This is a genomic window from Pseudarthrobacter sp. alpha12b (genome assembly GCF_054130495.1).
The window spans coordinates 2,975,884-2,993,327 of sequence record NZ_CP196746.1 but is presented as its reverse complement, the minus strand read 5'-3'; the positions used below and the strand labels follow the sequence as shown (position 1 = coordinate 2,993,327).

Annotated in this window: 18 protein-coding genes; 11 read left to right on the top strand and 7 right to left on the bottom strand. The window is 64.1% G+C overall.

Annotation, left to right across the window (positions count from 1 at the left end; genetic code table 11):
• Positions 1-103: 103 nt before the first annotated feature.
• Positions 104-742: an isochorismatase family protein gene (locus ACTAQI_RS13900; protein ID WP_457946638.1), complete on the bottom strand. Its 639-nt coding sequence runs from the start codon at positions 740-742 to the stop codon at positions 104-106.
• 136 nt (positions 743-878) lie between these two features.
• On the opposite strand from ACTAQI_RS13900, the gene ACTAQI_RS13895 reads away from it, so the two are divergent.
• The 4 genes from ACTAQI_RS13895 to ACTAQI_RS13880 all read left to right on the top strand — a co-directional run bounded on the left by ACTAQI_RS13895 (position 879) and on the right by ACTAQI_RS13880 (position 6,232).
• Positions 879-1,829, top strand: a complete 951-nt coding sequence (locus tag ACTAQI_RS13895; RefSeq protein WP_457946637.1) for a GlxA family transcriptional regulator — start codon at positions 879-881, stop codon at positions 1,827-1,829.
• Positions 1,830-1,965: 136 nt separating this feature from the next.
• Positions 1,966-3,714, top strand: a complete 1,749-nt coding sequence (locus tag ACTAQI_RS13890; protein WP_457946636.1) for an ABC transporter ATP-binding protein — start codon at positions 1,966-1,968, stop codon at positions 3,712-3,714.
• Positions 3,711-5,738, top strand: coding sequence for an ABC transporter ATP-binding protein (locus ACTAQI_RS13885; protein ID WP_457946634.1), 2,028 nt, complete (start codon positions 3,711-3,713; stop codon positions 5,736-5,738). The genes ACTAQI_RS13890 and ACTAQI_RS13885 overlap by 4 nt, the downstream gene beginning before the upstream one ends.
• A 188-nt stretch (positions 5,739-5,926) precedes the next feature.
• Positions 5,927-6,232, top strand: a complete 306-nt coding sequence (locus tag ACTAQI_RS13880; protein WP_457946633.1) for a hypothetical protein — start codon at positions 5,927-5,929, stop codon at positions 6,230-6,232.
• 33 nt (positions 6,233-6,265) lie between these two features.
• Here ACTAQI_RS13880 and ACTAQI_RS13875 read toward each other — a convergent pair whose 3' ends face one another.
• The 3 genes from ACTAQI_RS13875 to ACTAQI_RS13865 all read right to left on the bottom strand — a co-directional run bounded on the left by ACTAQI_RS13875 (position 6,266) and on the right by ACTAQI_RS13865 (position 8,428).
• Positions 6,266-6,544 carry a YciI family protein gene (locus tag ACTAQI_RS13875; protein ID WP_457946632.1) on the bottom strand — a complete coding sequence of 93 codons (279 nt, stop codon included), beginning with the start codon at positions 6,542-6,544 and terminating at the stop codon, positions 6,266-6,268.
• A gap of 64 nt (positions 6,545-6,608) precedes the next feature.
• Positions 6,609-7,712, bottom strand: coding sequence for a type I restriction endonuclease (locus ACTAQI_RS13870; protein ID WP_457946630.1), 1,104 nt, complete (start codon positions 7,710-7,712; stop codon positions 6,609-6,611).
• A 125-nt stretch (positions 7,713-7,837) separates the two neighbouring features.
• Positions 7,838-8,428 carry a hypothetical protein gene (locus ACTAQI_RS13865; RefSeq protein WP_457946629.1) on the bottom strand — a complete coding sequence of 197 codons (591 nt, stop codon included), beginning with the start codon at positions 8,426-8,428 and terminating at the stop codon, positions 7,838-7,840.
• A 294-nt stretch (positions 8,429-8,722) separates the two neighbouring features.
• On the opposite strand from ACTAQI_RS13865, the gene ACTAQI_RS13860 reads away from it, so the two are divergent.
• The 5 genes from ACTAQI_RS13860 (at position 8,723) to ACTAQI_RS13840 (ending at position 14,385) form a co-directional block, all read left to right on the top strand.
• Positions 8,723-10,168, top strand: a complete 1,446-nt coding sequence (locus ACTAQI_RS13860) for a DUF222 domain-containing protein (RefSeq protein WP_457946628.1) — start codon at positions 8,723-8,725, stop codon at positions 10,166-10,168.
• A 263-nt stretch (positions 10,169-10,431) separates the two neighbouring features.
• On the top strand, positions 10,432-11,295 hold the full coding sequence (locus ACTAQI_RS13855; RefSeq protein ID WP_457946626.1) for a phosphatidylinositol-specific phospholipase C/glycerophosphodiester phosphodiesterase family protein: 864 nt from the start codon (positions 10,432-10,434) through the stop codon (positions 11,293-11,295).
• 372 nt (positions 11,296-11,667) lie between these two features.
• On the top strand, positions 11,668-12,510 hold the full coding sequence (locus ACTAQI_RS13850; RefSeq protein ID WP_457946625.1) for a hypothetical protein: 843 nt from the start codon (positions 11,668-11,670) through the stop codon (positions 12,508-12,510).
• Between the two features lie 174 nt (positions 12,511-12,684).
• A complete protein-coding gene (locus ACTAQI_RS13845) occupies positions 12,685-13,725 on the top strand; it encodes a hypothetical protein (protein WP_457946623.1) in 1,041 nt (346 codons plus the stop codon).
• A 177-nt stretch (positions 13,726-13,902) separates the two neighbouring features.
• Positions 13,903-14,385: an SRPBCC family protein gene (locus ACTAQI_RS13840; protein WP_457946621.1), complete on the top strand. Its 483-nt coding sequence runs from the start codon at positions 13,903-13,905 to the stop codon at positions 14,383-14,385.
• Positions 14,386-14,504: 119 nt separating this feature from the next.
• On the opposite strand, the gene ACTAQI_RS13835 is transcribed toward ACTAQI_RS13840, so the two are convergent.
• Positions 14,505-14,732, bottom strand: a complete 228-nt coding sequence (locus ACTAQI_RS13835; RefSeq protein WP_457946620.1) for a DUF2188 domain-containing protein — start codon at positions 14,730-14,732, stop codon at positions 14,505-14,507.
• 270 nt (positions 14,733-15,002) lie between these two features.
• On the bottom strand, positions 15,003-15,476 hold the full coding sequence (locus tag ACTAQI_RS13830) for a GNAT family N-acetyltransferase (protein ID WP_457946619.1): 474 nt from the start codon (positions 15,474-15,476) through the stop codon (positions 15,003-15,005).
• A 189-nt stretch (positions 15,477-15,665) separates the two neighbouring features.
• Here ACTAQI_RS13830 and ACTAQI_RS13825 point away from each other — a divergent pair, with 189 nt between their 5' ends.
• Positions 15,666-16,583, top strand: a complete 918-nt coding sequence (locus ACTAQI_RS13825; RefSeq protein ID WP_457946618.1) for a patatin-like phospholipase family protein — start codon at positions 15,666-15,668, stop codon at positions 16,581-16,583.
• Between the two features lie 275 nt (positions 16,584-16,858).
• The gene (locus ACTAQI_RS13820; protein WP_457951132.1) at positions 16,859-17,002 is read left to right on the top strand and encodes a hypothetical protein; all 144 of its coding nucleotides are present in this window, start codon (positions 16,859-16,861) and stop codon (positions 17,000-17,002) included.
• Between the two features lie 113 nt (positions 17,003-17,115).
• Here ACTAQI_RS13820 and ACTAQI_RS13815 read toward each other — a convergent pair whose 3' ends face one another.
• Positions 17,116-17,400, bottom strand: coding sequence for a DUF427 domain-containing protein (locus ACTAQI_RS13815; protein WP_457946616.1), 285 nt, complete (start codon positions 17,398-17,400; stop codon positions 17,116-17,118).
• Positions 17,401-17,444 lie beyond the last annotated feature (44 nt).

Below are 17,444 nucleotides of genomic sequence, written 5' to 3'. Positions count from 1 at the left end.
TGAAAGTCGTTTGGGCTGGTTCCCGTGGATGCAACGCCGGGATTGCTCCAGGTGTTCCTTGCTTCCCACCCGTACAGGACAAGCGGGAAGCGAGGGTGGCTGGCTAGGTTTGCGGGACCAGTTCCAGCCCGGCCACGGCGGAGCTGCCGAGGTCACTGCCGGTGAGTGGCTGCTGCGCGGCCAGGGCGTTGGCCCACGTGTCCGTGTCGGCTACTGCTGCCCAGTTCGAGTTCAGCAGCGCGAGCAGCGTCGTGTGCACAGTCTTTGCGTCGGCGGAACCTGCGTCATTGGCGAGGTTGATGGCACCCGTGGCATCGGAAAGGACTTCGGTGCTGAAGCCGAGGAACTCTGCCTCCACGGCGGAGGCGAGCACGCAGTTGTTGGTCATGTAGCCCACCAAGGTGACCGTGTCGACGTCGTGCTTCCGCAACCACTCGGCGAGGTCCGTACCGGCGTATACCGAGCCGTACTGCTTGACCAGCGACTTCCATTCGCCGGTCATACGCCGTTCGATCTCCGGGTGCAGCTCGAAGGCAGGTGTGCCGGGAGCAAACACGGGCGCGCCTTCACCGGCGGAGTGCTGGATCACGGCGATGGGAATGCCGGCGGCGGTGGCGGCGTCAACCGCTTTCGCAATAGTGGGCAGGGACTCCTGGTGCGGCGGGTACTGGATTTCGAGGGGGCCGTTGAAGTACTGCTGCTGCACATCGATGAGGATGAGGGCGCGGCGGGGGCTGCTCATGGTCGGGGTTCTCCCTGGCGGTTGGTTCGGGTGCCGATTGGCTACGGTTCCAGTCTTCCCGCTGCGCATCCGGGTCAACAGTGGCACAAAGGTGAACGTACGATGGATTCGGGCCAAAGTACCGGAAGGGGGCAGGATGAGGATCGCGGTGTACGCCTTCGACGGGGTGACGATGTTCCATCTCGCTGCTCCGCAGATGGTCTTTGATGAGGTGGCGCGCCAGCGCCTTGCCGGCTGGACGACGGTTCTCTTTTCTGACCAGGAAGGCGGGATCACCACAGCTGAGTGTTATCGGCTGGGGGAGGTGCACGGGCCTGCGGCCGCAAAGGATGCGGACATCGTGGTGGTGCCTTCATGGTTCGACGACGGGCGCATGCTGGGCGATTCGCTGCGGCAGGTGCTCCAAGAGGCACACGGGCGCGGGGCGACCATTCTGGGTTTGTGCCTGGGCGCGATCCCCGTAGCCGACGCCGGCTTGCTCGCCGGGCGTCCGGCCGTCACGCACTGGCAGGCGTTCGATTCCCTTGCTGCGCGGCACCCCGACGTCCCGCTGGACCAGTCGGTCCTCTACATTGACCACGGCGACGTGCTGACCTCTGCGGGAACCGCCTCCGCGCTGGATGCCTGCCTGCATATCGTACGGGCGCGCCTCGGGGCGGAGGCAGCCAACCAGGTGGCCCGCAGCCTGGTCATCGCTCCGCACCGGGAGGGCGGACAGGCGCAGTACGTAGAGCACCCCGTGCCGCAGCGTTCGAGTGACGACCCAATCTCTCGGCTGCTTGAATGGGCTTTGGCCCGTCTGGGCGAGCCGCTGACCATCGACCGGCTGGCGGCCCAAGCGCACCTCAGCCGCCGCACTTTTGTCCGCGCCTTCCGGGCCGCGACCGGGACCACGCCTTCGGCCTGGATCCGCGCCCGCCGCCTGGACGCAGCCCGGCGGCTGCTCGAAACCACCGACCTGTCCATCGACCAGATCTCCGCCGACTGCGGATTCGGCAACGCGGTCACCCTGCGCCAGAACTTCGCTGCGGCCTTTTCCACGACCCCGACGGACTACAGGCGGCGGTTCGACGCGCGGCGCGGCTAGCCGCAACGGCACCCGATGTACGCCCTTGGAGAACTGGCCGGGTTTCCCGTAGAAGGCCGGGTTAAGTCCCAGCCTCCGGACGTACACTGACCTTCGCACCACGTTTGTGGACACTCCGTCAGGTTGGAGCCCTGCCTTGCTCTGGAAGTTGCTTGTCGAATACCTGCGGCCGCACCGGCCGCTGCTCGCCGCCGTCGTGGTGTTCCAGCTGGCGCAGTCCATCGCGTCGCTGTACCTGCCCACGCTGAACGCGGACATCATTGACCAGGGCGTGGCCCGGGGCGACACCGGTTACATCATGTCCACGGGCAGCGTCATGCTGCTCATCACACTGGTCCAGATCGTGTGCGCTGTCATCGCCGTGTATTTCGGTGCCAAGGCGGCGATGGGCCTGGGCCGGGACCTGCGCGGCGCCATCTTTGAACGGGTGGGCGAGTTCTCCGAGCAGGAGGTCACCCGCTTCGGCGCCCCGAGCCTGATCACCAGATCCACCAACGACGTCCAGCAGGTCCAGCAGTTGGTGCTGATGTCCGCCACGCTCATGGTGGCCGCGCCCATGCTCAGCATCGGCGGGGTGATCATGGCCATCCGGCAGGACGCCCAACTGTCGTGGCTCATTGCCGTGTGCGTCCCGGTGCTGCTGATCGCCGTGGGGCTCATTGTCACGCGCATGGTGCCGCTGTTCCGCAAGATGCAGGCCAGGATCGACACCGTGAACCGCGTCCTGCGCGAGCAGCTCACCGGCATCCGCGTGGTGCGGGCGTTCGTGCGCGAGGACATCGAAACGGCCCGCTTCGCCCGCGCCAATACGGACGTCACGGACGTTGCCCTGCGCGCCGGCCGGCTGATGGCACTGATGTTCCCCGTGGTCATGCTGGTCCTGAACGTCTCCAGCGTGGCGGTGATCTGGTTCGGGTCGTTCCGGATCGAGGACGGGTCCATGCAGGTGGGCACCCTGATCGCGTTCCTGAGCTACCTGATGCAGATCCTGATGTCCGTCATGATGGCCACCTTCATGGCCGTAATGATCCCGCGCGCCTCGGTTTCCGCGGACCGGATCGGCGAGGTGCTGGGCACCGAGTCCAGCGTGCGGCCGCCAACGAACCCGGTCACCAGCGCGGCCATGGCAGGCAGGCAGCGGCGCGGCGAGCTGGAAATGCGCGACGTCGGATTCGCCTACCCGGGTGCCGACCAGCCCGTCCTGTCCGGGATCAGTTTCACCGCCAAGGCAGGGCAGACGACGGCGATCATCGGCAGCACCGGCGCGGGCAAGACCACCCTGGTGAACCTGATGCCGCGGCTTTTCGACGTCACCTCCGGCGCGGTGCTGATCGACGGCGTGGACATCCGGGAGCTGGACCCGGACCTGCTGTGGGGGCATATCGGCCTGGTGCCGCAGCGGCCGTACTTGTTCTCCGGCACTGTGCGCAGCAACCTGCTGTACGGCAACCCGGACGCCACCGAGGACGAGCTGTGGACGGCGCTGGAGATCGCCCAGGCCCGGGACTTCGTGGAGCAGATGGAGGAGGGCCTGGACGCGTCCATTTCCCAGGGCGGCACCAACGTCTCCGGCGGGCAGCGGCAGCGGCTGGCCATCGCCCGGGCCCTGGTGAAGCGGCCCGAGCTGTACATCTTTGACGACTCGTTCTCGTCCCTGGACACTGGCACCGACGCCCGGCTGCGCCAGGCGCTCAAGCGCAGCACTGCCGGCGCCACGCTGGTGATCATCGCCCAGCGCGTGTCCAGCATCGTGGATGCGGACCAGATCTTGGTGCTCGACGACGGCAGGATCGTTGCGCACGGAACGCACCATGAGTTGCTTGAGACGTCCGAGACGTACCGTGAGATTGTCTCGTCCCAGCTGGCAGCGGAGGAGACGGTATGAGCCGGGAACGTATTGGTGAAGCCGGCACCAAGGCCGGGCCTGCGTCCAAAACTTCAAGTGCCGACGTCGTACGCATCCCCCGCCCGCGCGGCGGCCCCGGGCACGGCGGACCGTTCGCCGGGATGAACGTCCCGGCCGAGAAGGCGATGAACTTCAAGGGCTCGGCCAAGCGGCTGCTGGCCACCCTGCGGCCGGAACGTGGGTGGCTGATCCTGGTGCTGGTCATGGCTGTGGCGGGCGTGGTGCTGCAGGTGATCGGGCCGCGGCTGCTGGGCGAGGGCACCAACCTGATCTTCGCCGGGGTGGTGTCCAAGCAGTTGCCGCCGGGAATGACGCAGGCGCAGTTGATTTCGCAGCTGCGGGCGGCGGGGGAGAACCAGAAGGCAGACATGCTCAGCGCCATGACGTTGACGCCCGGCATGGGGATCGATTTCGGGGCGCTGGCCAGTGTGCTGACGTGGGCGCTGGTGCTGTATGTGCTGGGCTCGGCGTTCATGTGGGGGACGGCGTATGTGCTCAACGGCGTGGTGCAACGGACCGTGTTTGGGCTGCGCGAGAAGATCGAGGCGAAGATCAACCGGCTGCCGCTGCGGTACTTCGACTCGATCCAGCGCGGTGAGCTGCTCAGCCGGGTCACCAACGACGTGGACAACATTTCGCAAAGCCTGCAGCAGTCCATCAGCCAGGCGGTGACGTCGGTGCTGACGGTGCTGGGCGTGCTGGTGATGATGTTCATCCTGTCGCCCACGCTGGCGCTGATCGCGCTGGTGACCATACCGCTCACGCTGGGGATCACCACGCTGATCGCCAAGCGCTCGCAGAAGCTGTTCGTGCAGCAGTGGAAGAACACCGGCGAGCTGAACGGGCAGATCGAGGAGACCTACACCGGGCATGCGCTGGTGAAGGTGTTCGGCCGGCAGCGCGAGGTGGGGGAGCGGTTCCGGCAGAAGAACGTGGAGCTGTATGAGGCGAGCTTCGGGGCGCAGTTCATTTCCGGGCTGATCATGCCGGCCATGACGTTCATCGGGAACCTGGTGTACGTGGGGATCGCCGTGGTGGGCGGCCTGCAGGTGGCGTCCGGCGCAATGCAGTTGGGCGATGTGCAGGCGTTCATCCAGTACTCGCGGCAGTTCACCCAGCCGCTGGCGCAGCTGGGGTCCATGGCCAACCTGCTGCAGTCCGGTGTGGCGTCCGCCGAGCGGGTGTTCGAACTGCTGGATACGGAGGAGCAGTCCGCTGATCCTGTGGGTGCTTCGTTGCAGAGCCCTGATGGTGCGGGGCGGGGGCGGCTGGTGTTTGAATCTGTTTCCTTCTCGTATTCGCCGGACAAGCCGCTGATTTCCGACCTGTCATTGGTGGCGGAGCCGGGCCAGACCGTGGCGATTGTGGGGCCCACCGGTGCGGGCAAGACCACGCTGGTGAACCTGATGATGCGGTTCTACGAGCTGGACGCCGGGCGGATCACGCTGGACGGCGTGGACATCACCACCATGAGCCGGGATGACCTGCGCTCGCGGATGGGGATGGTGCTGCAGGATACGTGGCTGTTCGGCGGGACCATCCGGGACAACATTGCGTACGGGCGGCCGGCTGCTTCTTCGGACGAGATTATGGAGGCCGCTACGGCGACGTACGTAGACCGGTTCGTGAAGTCCCTGCCTGAGGGGTACGACACGGTGCTGGATGACGAGGGCGCCAACGTGTCCGCGGGTGAGAAGCAGTTGCTGACGATTGCGCGGGCGTTCCTGGCGCGGCCTTCTGTTTTGATTCTGGACGAGGCGACGTCCTCGGTGGATACCCGGACCGAGGTGCTGGTGCAGAAGGCCATGAGTGCACTGCGGTCCGACCGGACGTCCTTCGTGATCGCGCACCGCCTGTCCACGATCCGCGACGCAGACCTCATTTTGGTTATGGAAAACGGGCAGATCGTGGAGCAGGGGAACCACGCATCACTGTTGGCTGCCGGCGGAGCTTACGCGCGGCTGTACGAGGCCCAGTTCGCGGCGCCGGTTGCGGAGGTATAGGGATTCGCTTCCGCTCGTCGCGGCGGTGGGCATCAATATCAAAGGCCCCATTCTGGCGTCCAACGGCGGCTGGGTCGGCCTTGCAGAGCGGTGGTAAGGCAGCCGGGGCAGCGGGGCCCTCCGGCCCTATCGGGATGACACGGGAAGGCCTATCTTTACCTGACCCAGCCCGAAGGAAAGGAACATTGATGTTCACCTTGCAGATCAGCTATCCAGTCCGGGATTACGAGGCCTTCAAGAAGGTATTCGACAGTGATCCTGCAGGCCGCGCTTCCTCCGGCGCCAAGTCTGTCCGGCTTTTCCGGGATACCCAGGAGCAGAACAGCGTTGCCGTACTCCTTGACTTCGATACCAAGGATGCTGCGGACGGCTTCCTGAAGGGGCTCCGCCGCGACGTGTGGGACAACCCCGACGTGATAGGGCAACTGATGACCGCAGCGCCCTCAGCCAGGATTCTGGAGGAGACGGCGCGCGAGGGCCAAGGCGCGGGCTGACCGCAGAATAGACGGTGGCCCGCCGTCATCCGCCTACTCGAACCGAACGGCGTTCCACTCCAGGATCCGTGGATCGGCAAGTCCTTCTGTGACGAAGGGATCCTGGGCAATGAAGCGCTCGGCGTCCTCGCGCGAGCTGAAAATCCCCATCGAACTGCCTCCCGGATCCGGTGTCTGAAATGGGCCGAGTGCGATCAGGCCGCCGCCAGCAGCACGGAAGGCTTCGTAATAGGCCTTGTGCCGAGGGTAGACCTCGAGGAGTCGCACACGCTCGGTACCCTCACGCAGGCGGTACAACACCACGAATTCCATAGGCAAGATCCCCTAGCGGGAGCAGATCAGTTCACGTGCTGAGCTGTTCAATCAATGCCGCAACCTATGTTTGCGGTTGGAGGTAGCTCTTCACAGTAGCCCGAAGCGCTTCGGTGTGCTCGTAGATCTCCTCGAGGGAATTGATGGGGACCCGGGTTTCTTCCTTGTTGTCGTCAAAGATGCCGATGTATTTCTGGGTTCGGTTGAAGTGCAGTCGCGCGATGGGCTTGCGGTTGTTGTCGTCGAGGAGCACTGCAAAGTAGGACTTGGCATCGCGCTGCGCTATACGGATTGGCTTTACCTCGCTGCAGACGATCGCGCGCACAATTTGGTAGCCCTCGATTTCCTCAAGGGTCGTCTCCAGGCCATCAGCCTCGGCAAGATCCGCTTCCGCGACCGGAGCGCTGGTGACAGCGGTCGGCACTGCTGTGTCCTCGGTCTGCGGGAATGCAGGGTTGCCGAGGGCCTTCTTCAGCCGTTCGTTGACCTGGTCATTGAGGAATTGCTTGGTGGCCTTCCCGACCAGGGTGGTGAACTGCTCCCGCACTTTCTGCGTGTACGGCCCGGTATAGACCCTGGCTGTCAGGAACTTGACCCATTCATCTTCAGGCTCCTTGAACTGTGCTGCCAGGGTTCGCTTCAGTTCGCCGATGTATTTCAGTTCACCGGCTGCGCTGATGATCGAGTCGAGGTCGAAAACGTCCTTGGACAGCTTCTGCAGTTCAGGGATCAGAGACTGGTCAATGTCATTCAAATCCAGCACAAGAAAGGGCTTGGCATCCATCCGGTTTGGTGCATCGAGGTCCGTAAAGAACTGATAAACCTCGCCATTGGTAAGGATGGCGATACGCGCGTTGGTGACAGCAAAGTAGCGGAAGAGCTGTGATGCGTGCTCGATCTTGACGGGTTCCGTGGACTTCTTGCACTCAATCAGGATCTGCACCTCGCCGTCCTTGACGATGGCGTAGTCGATCTTCTCGCCCTTCTTGAGGCCCACATCAGCGATGAACTCTGGAACGACCTCCAACGGATTAAAGACGTCATAGCCAAGAATCGTTGAGATGAAAGGCATCACGAAGGCATTCTTGGTTGCCTCTTCTGTCTGGATAACACCCCGCTGCTGACGCACCTTTGCCGCCAAAGCTGAAAGCTTCTCCGCGAATTCCATGTTCTACCCCCAGTAAGTTCTCTTTAGCAGGACACCACCATGTGCCCCACAGCAATTTCAAGCTGCTGCAGCAAAACTTACATGCGAGGAGCGACATTTACACGCAACCGACTGATGGGCGCCCGTCATGTTGCACGCAGTCCCAATCGAATAGCAGACGGGGGAATTGACCCCCATCCCTGGCGAAAGCGAAAGCGGACGACGTCGAGTGCCCACCCGCCGTCGTCCGCTCCGCCCAAGCCGCCGCAAAGGCGGCCCAAGAACCAGCCGCAAACTAACTCAGCGCCACAGCCCCAGCGCGAACTCGGCAATGACCGTGGACAGCAGGAATGAAGCCGTAATGGCCACGAGCCAACCGGGATGATCTTCCAGCCGAAGTTCTTCAGCAGCGGGATGTCCTTGCCCAGGGAGAGGCCGGGCAGGGGCAGCATCACGGTGGCGCTGGACAGGAAGTCCGCCGTCTTGACGGCCGCGTTCAGCGCCTCTGCACCGAAGAACCACAGGCTGGAGATGTACGCGCCGATGGTCGTGATGAACACGATGGCCGAGATCTTCCGGGTGACCTTCGCCAGAGCGATGCCCACCAGGACCAGTGCCTCCAGGACCACATGCGCCAGCACGATGGTCAGGTCGAACCCCTTCGCGGCGATCGACGCCGTGCCAATACCCAGAACCGTCAGCACAGACAGTGAGAGCCATAGCGGCAGCTTGATCACCGCCGAGGACTCGGCTACCCGCCGAACAGGGTCCCGAACACGTACATTGCAGGCACTCCGCGTTACTGGTCCGAGTCCGGCCCGCACTTCTCTGACACGGGTGAAAGTACGACGGCGATACGCCGCTTGCGTGAAGCGTTGACGGTGGGTGCGGGTTGAGGCAGCCGCGGCGATGGTCCAGTTTCCGGGATGTAAAACCTGTGCGTGGGGCGCGCCGAAGCTGTGCGATGACGGTTGCGGGGGTGTGACTGGGGCCGAACTCAAAATGTCAGACCCCCGTGACAGGCTTTGGTTATGGAAACCGGAAGGGTTGTGGATGCGATAGGACCGGCCGGACTCGCTGGTGCCGTCGCATCCCTGGCCGGGCTGGTGGACGAACTAACAGGAGCCCTGAGCGGTTCTTCGGAAGCTGCGGATAATCCTCACGGTGTCGACAGTCATGATCCGCTTCGGGAACTTGCCGATTCCTGCCTGGACGGCCTGGGCATCGTGGCCCGAATCGAAGCTGCTACTGCAGCCGTGAAAGTGCGGCTGCTCACAGAGTATTCGGAGGCCGCAGCCGCCATGGAAGCGCCCGCGGACAGCGCCTATGAATCATCGGCGCGGGAAATGAGTGTCGTCGCCGAAGTCGCCTGCACGCTCACCATCGGCGAAGGAGCCGCATCCGCGCTGTTGCAGGACGCCCATGCGCTCACCACCTCTCTTCCGGCCACGCTCAACGCCATTGAGGCTGGCGCCATCTCCTGGCGGCATGCCCAGATCATGGTCGATGAAACCAGCAGCCTGGACGCTGCAGCTGCAACAGCCTTGGAAGCTCACTTCCTGGACCCAGAGGCGCCTAACGCGGCCCGGGGTGCATCTGCCGGAGAGCTGGTCCCGGGCCGCTTCCGGCGGAAGGTACGTGCTTGGCGGGAACGCAATCATCCCGAATCCCTCGAGATCAGGCATGTGAAGTCGGTTGAGGAGCGCCGGATGGAGTACTCCCCGGACCGCAACGGGATGGCGTGGGTCTCGCTATATATGCCTGCGGACAAGGCCTGCGCCATTTGGAACAAGACCACTGCCCTGGCCCGTGGCCTGCAGGGGCCGGAAGAAACGCGGACCCTCACTCAAATCAAGGTCGACGAGGCCGCCAGATTGTTGCTTGGCACCCCAGGCAAGAATGCCGGGGCCGGACCATCCCTCAAAGCGGATGTCCTGGTCACGGTGCCGGTCCTCTCCCTCTTTGGTGTCACTGACGAACCTGCCGACCTTGATAATTACGGGCCGATCCCGGCATCGATGGCCCGCAAACTCGTCACGGAAGGCGCCGGATCGTTCTACCGGGTGCTGGTGGACCCGCGGGACGGAGCGCCGCTGGAAATCGGCCGGACCAGCTACCGGCTCCCGGAATCGCTAAAGCGGTGGTTGCGGATGCGTGATGGAAAATGCACCTTTCCCGGCTGCAGCAACCACAGTCAGGACAACGAATCCGACCATCTCATGGCCTGGGAACGTGGTGGAACCACCGGGATCAGCAACTTGGGCCAGCTGTGCCCCAAGCATCATCGGCTCAAGCATCGAACGGGCTGGAGTCCCGGACCCGCGGCAAGCAATGAGCCACCCGGCTGGATCTCACCCACCGGGCGTCATTACAACGCCGAACAACCGGACCGTGAACCGACACTGTGGCCTCCAGCTTTCCTCCCGGACGGAAGCAGCCCGCTGGAGACACTCATCGTTGACTATCTCGTTGCCTAGGAGTCGCGCGATCATGCCCGGGCGCAGCAAGTCGCTACTTTGCCGGCGTGTGAGTTGGTAGGTTCGCGTTTCTCGCTGACGCTCGCACCCTGTAGGCACGGCCGCTGATAGTCCGAGCGCTTTGTTCCTTCCCATTCCGTTCACCCACCGGCAATCAGCACGCCCTGCATCGTTTCGGCGCGCCCCGCAGTCTTTTCACGCACCCCTCCGCCCGGCGGTAACACGAAGCCGGGAGGACATCCCCGAGGTACCAGGAGTACTCCGTGTTCGTTAAAAGCACCCTTGCCGCCGTCGCCGTCCTCGCTTCCCTGGCCGGGGCAGCCGTCGCCCCCGCCCAGGCCGGGGCCGAGGCAGCCAAACCGGGCGTCGTCGTCGGCCAGCCGCTCGCCGGCACCCATGCCCACAACGACTACGAGCATGACCGCCCCCTGTATGACGCGCTGGAGCGCGGCTTCACCAGCGTCGAGGCGGACGTATGGCTGGTGGACGGCGAACTGCGGGTGGCGCACGACCTGGCCGACGCCAAACAGGGCGTCACACTCGAAAGCCTCTACCTGGACCCGCTTCAGGACCTGGTCCGCAGCCAGCCCGGCCACAGCGTCTACCCGAAGTGGGGCGGCAGCGTGCAGCTCCTGATCGACATCAAGAGCGAGGGCGAGGCCACCTACGCCGCCATCGAGCAGGAACTGTCCGAGCACCGGGACATCATGAGCCGCTACACCAACGGCAACGTCAAGACCGGCCCAGTCACCGCCGTCATCAGCGGCAACCGCCCGCTGGCCACCATGCAGGCACAGACCCAGCGCTTCAGCTTCTACGACGGCCGCGCCGCCGACCTCACCTCAGGCCTGCCCGCCGCCCTGATGCCGCTGGTCAGTGACAACTGGACCAAGCTCTTCACCTGGCAGGGCGTCGGCCCCATGCCCGAGGCCGAGCGCACCAAGCTCCGCGCCTTCGTGGCCACGGCGCACGCCAACGGCTACCGCGTCCGCTTCTGGGCCACCCCGGACCAGCCCGGTGCCGCCCGCGACGCCGTCTGGACCGAACTCGCAGACGCCGGCGTGGACCACATCAACACCGACGACCTCGCCGGACTCCAGCAGTTCCTCACCGCTCGCGGAGCCTAAGCCATTCGGGTCCGGGGGGCCGTGACTAGCCTCCGGTGCCCACTGCAGCTGTTTCGACGGACAAGAGCCTGGCGTAGTTCAAACACATGCTCACGCCCTCATTGGCGGGAACCCGGTTCCCCTCCAGGGAGCTTCCGGGTGAGCTCCTGCTGTATTGCAGGGGATGAATTTTCGACTTCCGGCTGAGCGCGTTCTTGAGCAGAACACACCGCCAGGAAAAGGACGGGCTGCCCCGGCAGCGCCCAAAGTGATGCTGTGCTTCATATCTGTCCCCCCAAAGAAAGCTACGTCCTCCCAGCCTATGGCCACGGGCCTCGAACCACATCGAGGGGCAGGCAGGTTGCCGCCCGCTGGTCACCTACTCTTGAACCCATGGGGGCTAAGGATGTACTGAAGAAATTTGATGAGTCCGGCGGCCGGGTTTTCTACGGCGCGTTGATCGCACTGATGCTGGGGGTCTTCGCATGGCTGGCCCGCGGCCGGATCCTGGAGGCGGCACCATTCCTGCTTCTTGCGGTGGCCTACGCGGTCCTGCTGTATCGCGTGGTCTCGCTGTCCGTCCGCGCATTCACAGTGATGAGCTGGGCATTCTTCGCCATCTTTTACTCGCTGATCTCGATCGATGTGTCCGGGCGCTTGGGCATTCCCGCGGCGGGTCCGTGGTTCATAGGCTTCATTGTCGGCGCAATTGCGGGTGGTTATGCCTGGTCCGGCCCGCGTGCGGGAATGGAATTCAACCAGGCCAAGCGCCGAACACCTGAAGCCGATGGAAGTTTCAGTGGCGGGCGCCGGCTGGCCGTCATCAACGGGCTCTGCGCGCTCGTATTGCTCGTCATGGGAGCAGCCCAACTAATGCTGCTTTCGCCGACCGTCCCTGCCGTTGCCGTGCTCGCCGGTTCACTCGTTGCCGGGTGGGCTCTCTTCCGGTTCCCCCCGCCCCTCCAGGTCAGGAACTTGCTGCTCCTGGTGATACCCGTTGGCTTCTTTGTGTTTGGTTTCATCGGCGGAGCCACGGACCAAATAGCCTTTCCCCATTCGTGGGGTTTTGGGGTCCTCGCCGGCATCCTGATCGGCGGCCGGTACTGGTCCGGAGCCCGGGTGGGCGCGCCCCGTCCGCCGTTCGCCGTTCAGGGCCAGCGGCGACGAAGAAAACGGCCCCGGACAAAGGAGGCACAAAACCGGACGGCACGGGCGGAGATGCCTGCGGGGAAGTAGCCAGGTCGACGGCGGGGAGTTGGCGCCGTCCCGCCCCCGTCCCTCCGCGTTTACCGGGTGGCCACCGGGAAGCCCTTCACCGTTATCCCCGATCCAGCAGTCTTGGCGGGCACCCTCTGTCCAGCGCCTCCTGATGAGCCGGGCGGAAGGCCCCTACCGTCCAAGGAGTACTTCGTGTTCGTAAGATCCACCCTCGCCACGCTTGCCGTCCTCGCCACCCTGGCCGGAGCAGCCGCCGCTCCCGCCCAGGCGGCGGACAGCACCAGCGACAGCAACCAGGCCTTCACTTTCGGCGTCATCGGCGACATCCCCTACGGCGCCACCGAGATCGCCAAGTTCCAGTCCCGCATCCAGGACCTCAACGCGGACAAGGACCTGAAGTTTGTAGCACATGTGGGCGATATCAAGAACGGCTCGTCCGTCTGCTCCGACGAGTACTTCTCCTACATCCGCTCCCAGTTCGACACCTTCGCCCACCCGCTGGTCTACACGCCTGGCGACAACGAGTGGGTGGACTGCCACCGAACCAACAACGGGGCCTACAACCCGCTGGAGCGCCTGGACAAGATCAGGGAGGTCTTCTTCAACGAGCCCGGCAAGACCCTCGGCGCCACCATGCCCGTCAAGAGCCAGGAGAATCTGAGGCTGCCCGAGGACGTGCGCTTCGACAGGAACCGGGTGGCCTTCTCCGTACTGAACGTCCAGGGCAGCAACAACTCCCTCCTGCCATGGACGGGACTGGGCAAGACGGCTCCCACGCCCGAACAGCTCGCCGAGGTGGAACACCGGACGGACGCCGTCATCGCCCAGATCCACCAGACCTTCGCCGATGCCAAGCGCAGCAATGACCGCGCGGTGGTGCTCATGCAGCAGGCGGACATGTTCGATCCGTCGCTCCTGGCCGACGCCACCGCAAACCCGGCCACCGTCTCGGGCTTCCGCGACATCGCGCAGGCAATCGTGGACGAAACCAACCAATTCGACGCTCCCGTTTACCTGGTCAACGGCGACAGCCACGTCTTCGCCGAAAACCAGCCCCTCGCCGCCGGCTCACCGTGGCTGGACATCTACGGCTCTCCGGCCGCTGACAACCTGCAGCGCATCACCGTGGACGGCGCCAATAACGCCGTGGATTACGTCCGCTTCACGGTCGCCGGCAACAGCGCCCCGGGCGCCGACGTCTTGAGCTGGGAAAAGGTCCCCTTCAGCCAGTAGGCACCCATGGAAAGCGGACGACGGCGGGCGCCTACCCGCCGTCGTCCGCATGGGACTTTTGGGTCTGGACACAGGTAACTGCCGGATTTATCGTGCAAAGGTGGCGGCTGCCTGACTGACAAGATGGCTAGTTCTGCCGGTCCGCTGTTGCGGCCGTCCATCATGAGGAGGCAGCAAATGGCACACGTTGAAGAGGTTGAAGAGACCGTTGAAGTCGCTGTCCCGGTGCGGACGGCATACAACCAGTGGACCCAGTTCGAATCCTTTCCGCAGTTCATGTCCGGTGTGGAATCCGTGACCCAGTTGACCGACACCACCAACCACTGGGTGACCAAGGTGGGTGGTGTCCAGCGGGAATTCGATACCGAAATAGTTGACCAGGAGCCGGATGACCGCATCGCCTGGCGCAGCACCGACGGAAAATCCCACGCCGGTATCATCCGGTTCACGCCGCTCGATGCCACCCACACGAAGGTCAAAGTCCATTTCGAGTGGGCGCCGGAAACCGTCACCGAAAAAGCGGGCGCAGCACTGAAAATCGACGAGATGCAGGTGAAGGCTGACATGCGGAAGTTCAAGGACTTCATCGAATCGCGCGGTACCGAAACCGGGAGCTGGCGCGGCGAAGTCAAGGACAGCGGACCCACCGGGCAGTTCTAGACACCTGACAAACAGAAGCGGACGACGCCGGGTGCCTACCCGCCGTCGTCCGCATTCCTTGTGTGCCGGGCCCTTCGTTGATTCACCCGTGCACAGGGGCCAAGAGCTGGGCTGTCGGGTCAGCCCGCCACGTTGCTGGGATCGTTGCCGTAGCTGTGCTTGGAGCCGATCTGGCCGTCCTGGTTCTTAATGACGTGCTCCACCTTGTCGGCCTGGGCAGCCGCCCGGCCTGCGGCGACAGCTTCATCCTTCGTGGCATAGCCCGCACCGAATGCGCGGCTCGTGCCCTCACGTCGGTTCTTCCACGCACCGTCTTCGTGGTAGGTCTCGATGTCACCCTGAGCCATTGCGTTACTCCCTCTGCCGTCACGGATTTTGGTCACCTGCTGCCTGAGCGCAGATAGCGAAAAGCCCCGCAACACTTGGAGCACAGCGGGGCCTTCCTGGCAACCACTCCGCCTGATGGGGGCCAGGCGGAGAAGCTGAACTCCACCATAATAGCAAGCATGCTTACTTTCAAGTCTGCTAGAGCCTTCGCGCCTTAAGTTGTGTTTTGCGGGAGCAGGACGGTATCCGCACCGAAACGTGGCCAAACCAGCTGGCCGCGACGCGCATTGCTAGAGGCGTAGTTCCATGAAGACGCTGTTGGGGTCCAGCACGTAGTCGGCAAACGGCGGGCACTCGGTGAAACCGTGCCGGGCGTAGAGGCGGCGGGCGGGTGCGAAGTAGTCCTCGGTTCCCGTCTCCAGGTAGACGCGCTCAAGGTTCCGGGCGCGGGCGTCGTCGAGGATGTGACGGAGCATGAGGGTGGCCACGCCCCGTCCCCGCGCGGTTGCCGTGGTGCGCATGGACTTGATCTCGCCGTGCCTTGCCGGTCCGGCAGGGGAGTCCAGGAGCTTGAGCGCGCCGCACCCCAGCAGGTTGCCGTCCTCGCGGGCGGTCCAGAACGTGATGGACGGGGCGGCCAGCGCCGAATGGTCCAGGGCGTGGACGCTCTCGGCGGGCGAGGTGGCGAACATGTCTGCCAGGTGCTCGCTGAGGAGGCGGTGGACATCGTTGCGCGTTGGGCTGTCCCGGTCAATGGAAATCATCGCCCCAAATTTACCTGTTGCGTACCACTTCACGGCTGTGCCAAAATGCCGGTGATCGTGACCCGACCGCAGGAGGTGAGACCCATGAATGCTGTATCCGCAATGGGTGCTCCCCGCAGTCCACGATCGCGCGGCTGAACCAGCCGCCACCGGGAGCGCTGAACAGGCTATTCGCGAAAGGCGACTCCCATGAATACAACACCTTCTTCAACTCCGCGCGCCACCCCGACGGCGGATTCCGGTCGCGCATTCGTCCTCGGCGGCGGCGGATCAACGGGCAACGCATGGCTGATCGGCGTCCTCGCCGGGCTGGCCGCAGCCGGCCTGGACGTGACCGGCGCTGACGTGGTCATCGGCACCTCGGCCGGGTCAACAGCCGCAGCCCAGATCGCCGGCGCAGCGCCCTCCGAACTCTATGCCGCCGTCCTTGCTGCACCCCAGGGCCGGACCGCTCCGCCAGGATCAGGCGGCGGAGCCGCTCCTGCCAGGCCGGTATCTGACCACCTGGAACGGACCGGAAGGATCATCGCCTCCTCGGAAGATGCGGCGGACATGCGGCGCAGGTTGGGTGCGCTGGCCCTGGACCTGGCTGCCGCGCATGACGCGACCGCACGGTGGCGCGAGACCGTCGCCGCGCGGCTGCCAAGCCTGGATTGGCCGGAGCGCAAGCTGCTCATCACGGCCGTCGATGCCCGTAGCGGCGAACCGGCCGTGTTCGATCGCAACAGTGGCGTCGACCTGGTGGACGCCGTCGCCGCCAGCTGCGCGAGCGGGTCCGCATACTGGATCGGGGACAGGCGATATATCGACGGCGGCTACCGGCGTAACGAGAACGCCGACCTTGCGTCGGGGTGCGGGCGCGTCCTGGTGCTCTCACCCTTTGGCGGCAGAACAAGGACGCCAGTGGAGTGGTGCATGCAGCTCGCCGCGCAGGTGCAAGAGCTCCGGGCAGGCGGGAGCAGGGTGGAAACGGTCTTCCCGGACGGCGGCTCCGAGTACATGTTCGGCGCCAACGCCATGGATCTGTCACTGCGTCCGGCAGCTGCCCGGGCGGGTTACAGCCAAGGAGAATTTTTGGCCCGGCAGCTCACCGAATTCTGGCGTTGACGACGTTTATTCCTGCGGTCAATTGTGGACACAGCGGGCGTTGCTGCCCATAATCCAGAAAAGTAGTTCCTTTAATGTTTTTGTCTATTGTCAGGAAATGACAAGAAAACCTGGAACTGCTGACTCTGGGTCAACTGGGAACTTTCTTGCAACTGGATTTGTCATGTCATGAAGCAGCCAAGTAGCAGGAGTGGCGGGCTGGACGGCCGGATTTCGGAGGACTGGCCAAAAAAATAAAAGGGCGTAGGGTTTTGGGTACGCAAGCATGGAAAGGCGTGATTCCGATGTCCGGAAAATCCCCCAAAAGCAGCGCCGCCAAGAAGGTCGGCAAGTCAATTCTCGAAAAACGGGCTGACAAAAAGGCAAAGCATGAGAGCGGCGTACTCAATTTTGTAAAGCCGCGCAAAAACGCCCGCTGACCGGGCCAGTGGGCGGCTGGAGCGTCTGGCCTCGCCGCCCGCGCAGGCAAAATCGGCAGTGACGCAGGAAGGACGACGGCGGGCGCCCACCCGCCGTCGTCCTTCTTGTCCGCCTAGTCCTCGATGGTGACGCCCCGCCAGAACGCGATCCGGTCTTCGATGTGCTTGGCCTGTGGCTTGGGCTCCGGGTAGAACCAGGCGGCTGCCTCGTTCAGCTCGCCGTCCACCTCCAGCGTGTGATAGCTGGCCTGGCCCTTCCACGGGCAGAACGTGTTCTTGCCGCTGTCCCGCAAATAGTCGGCGTTGACGGCCTCGCGCGGGAAGTAATGGTTGCCCTCCACCACAACGGTGTCCGCGGATTCGGCAATGACTTTTCCGTTCCAGATAGCCCTGACCATAAGGTTCCTTCCGTCCCTGCCGCCACGCCAAGGTGACGGGCTGT

What these genes read in the sequence shown, in the direction of transcription:
- ACTAQI_RS13900 (WP_457946638.1), bottom strand. Translation starts at nt 742, where the DNA reads ATGAGCAGCCCCCGCCGCGCCCTCATCCTCATCGATGTGCAGCAGCAG.
- ACTAQI_RS13895 (WP_457946637.1), top strand. Translation starts at nt 879, where the DNA reads ATGAGGATCGCGGTGTACGCCTTCGACGGGGTGACGATGTTCCATCTC.
- ACTAQI_RS13885 (WP_457946634.1), top strand. Translation starts at nt 3,711, where the DNA reads ATGAGCCGGGAACGTATTGGTGAAGCCGGCACCAAGGCCGGGCCTGCG.
- ACTAQI_RS13880 (WP_457946633.1), top strand. Translation starts at nt 5,927, where the DNA reads ATGTTCACCTTGCAGATCAGCTATCCAGTCCGGGATTACGAGGCCTTC.
- ACTAQI_RS13875 (WP_457946632.1), bottom strand. Translation starts at nt 6,544, where the DNA reads ATGGAATTCGTGGTGTTGTACCGCCTGCGTGAGGGTACCGAGCGTGTG.
- ACTAQI_RS13870 (WP_457946630.1), bottom strand. Translation starts at nt 7,712, where the DNA reads ATGGAATTCGCGGAGAAGCTTTCAGCTTTGGCGGCAAAGGTGCGTCAG.
- ACTAQI_RS13860 (WP_457946628.1), top strand. Translation starts at nt 8,723, where the DNA reads ATGGAAACCGGAAGGGTTGTGGATGCGATAGGACCGGCCGGACTCGCT.
- ACTAQI_RS13850 (WP_457946625.1), top strand. Translation starts at nt 11,668, where the DNA reads ATGGGGGCTAAGGATGTACTGAAGAAATTTGATGAGTCCGGCGGCCGG.
- ACTAQI_RS13840 (WP_457946621.1), top strand. Translation starts at nt 13,903, where the DNA reads ATGGCACACGTTGAAGAGGTTGAAGAGACCGTTGAAGTCGCTGTCCCG.
- ACTAQI_RS13835 (WP_457946620.1), bottom strand. Translation starts at nt 14,732, where the DNA reads ATGGCTCAGGGTGACATCGAGACCTACCACGAAGACGGTGCGTGGAAG.
- ACTAQI_RS13830 (WP_457946619.1), bottom strand. Translation starts at nt 15,476, where the DNA reads ATGATTTCCATTGACCGGGACAGCCCAACGCGCAACGATGTCCACCGC.
- ACTAQI_RS13825 (WP_457946618.1), top strand. Translation starts at nt 15,666, where the DNA reads ATGAATACAACACCTTCTTCAACTCCGCGCGCCACCCCGACGGCGGAT.
- ACTAQI_RS13815 (WP_457946616.1), bottom strand. Translation starts at nt 17,400, where the DNA reads ATGGTCAGGGCTATCTGGAACGGAAAAGTCATTGCCGAATCCGCGGAC.